The organism is Sandarakinorhabdus rubra, assembly GCF_010994245.1.
GTDB lineage: Bacteria > Pseudomonadota > Alphaproteobacteria > Sphingomonadales > Sphingomonadaceae > Sandarakinorhabdus > Sandarakinorhabdus rubra.
Window position 1 is genome coordinate 1 of record NZ_WMHO01000336.1, and the last position, 1,662, is coordinate 1,662.

Below are 1,662 nucleotides of genomic sequence, written 5' to 3' on the forward strand. Positions count from 1 at the left end.
TCCGCGCGCGGCCGGAGGAAGTCCCGGCGCGCGTGGCGGCCTTGCTGGACGAGCGCAAGCGGCTGGAACGCGAACTGGCCGACGCCAAGAAGGCGCTGGCGCTCGCCGGGCCGGCCACCGGTGGCGGCGATGCCAGTATCGAGACGGTGAATGGCATCAGCTTCCAGGGCCGCGTGCTCGACGGGCTCGATCCCAAGGCATTGCGCGGCCTGATCGACGAAGCCAAGGCGGCGATGGGCAGCGGCGTCGCCGTGCTGGTCGCAGTGAACGAGGGCCGCGCCAGCGTGGCGGTGGGTGTTACCGATGACCTGGTCGCCACCCGCTCGGCGGTTGACCTGGTGCGCGTTGCAGCGGCCGCGCTGGGCGGGCAGGGCGGCGGTGGCCGGCCCGACATGGCACAGGCCGGCGGCCCCGATGGCGCGAAGGCCGCCGAAGCGATTGCGGCGGTGAAGGCGGCCCTCTCGGCCTGATCGGTGCTGCTGGCGCGCCGGTTCGTTCGGCGCGCAATTGTGCGCACCGCCCGCGTGCGCCAAGCTTGCGGCAATGTTGTCCGATGGCGCCCTCATCCTGCTGATCTTCGCTGTCGGTCTCGTCGGCTTTGCCACGGAGCGTATCCGCCACGATCTGGTGGCGCTGATGATGCTGGCGGCCAGCGTCCTCCTGGGGCTGGTGCCGGCCGGCGAGGCGTTCAGCGGCTTTGGCAACACCGCGGTGATCACCGTTGCAGCGGTAATGGTGCTGTCGGCGGCGGTGTCGAGGTCCGGCTTGCTGGAACGCCTGTTGCGCCCGTTGCAGCCGCTGTTGACCGCCGAAGTGGGCATATCGGCGGTCTATGCCCTGCTGTGCGGCGCCGCGTCCTCGATGATGAACAATGTCGGCGCGCTGGCGCTGTTGCTCCCGGCTGCGTTGGCCAGTTGCCGGGCCGCTCGCGTTTCGCCCAGCCGGGTGCTGATGCCGATGGCCTTTGCCTCGCTTCTGGGCGGCCTGGTCACGCTGATCGGCACACCGCCCAATATCCTGCTGGCGCGGCTCCGCACCGACTATGCCGGCAAGGCCTTTGCAATGTTCGATTTCGCGTGGGTGGGTCTGCCACTGGCGGTGATCGGCATCGCCATGACCATCCTGCTCGTGCGGCTGCTGCCGGTGCGTGCCGAGCGCGGTGAGGAGCCGCTGAAGTTCCGGATTGCCGATTATCTGTTCGAGCTGCGCGTGCCGCCTGGCGTGTCGGCGGACCTGACCGTGGAGCGGCTGGCCACCACCATGGCAGGGGATGACCGGCTGGAGGTGCATGCCATCGATCGCGGCGGCATGCTGGTGACGGCGCCGCGCCCGACCCGGCGCCTGCTGCCCGGCGACATCGTGCAGGTGGAAGGGCGGGCGCCGGTGGTGGAACAGGCGCTGGTGCGCTGGGGCCTGCAACTGGCCGGAGAGGCCGAGGACGACCTGCTGGAAGGCGCCTTCGCGGAGTTCGTGGTCACCGACGGATCGCCGCTGGTGGGCAACGCCGGTGCCAGCGCTCTCCTCGCCCGCGATGGCGTGGCGCTGGTGGCGTTGAGCCGGCGCGGCAAGGCGATCGCCGAGGCGCTGGCCATGCAGGCCCCGGAAGCCGGCGACGTGCTGCTGCTGCAGCTGCCGGCTGACCAGGTGCCGGCGGTGGCCAGG

General features: G+C 70.9%; 2 protein-coding genes. Both read left to right on the top strand.

Annotation, left to right across the window (positions count from 1 at the left end; translation table 11 throughout):
* Positions 1–470 (top strand): DHHA1 domain-containing protein (locus GJV64_RS14170; RefSeq protein ID WP_235927774.1); only part of this gene is annotated, 470 nt, incomplete at its 5' end.
* A gap of 73 nt (positions 471–543) precedes the next feature.
* Positions 544–1,662 (top strand): SLC13 family permease (locus tag GJV64_RS14175; protein ID WP_268920653.1); only part of this gene is annotated, 1,119 nt, incomplete at its 3' end.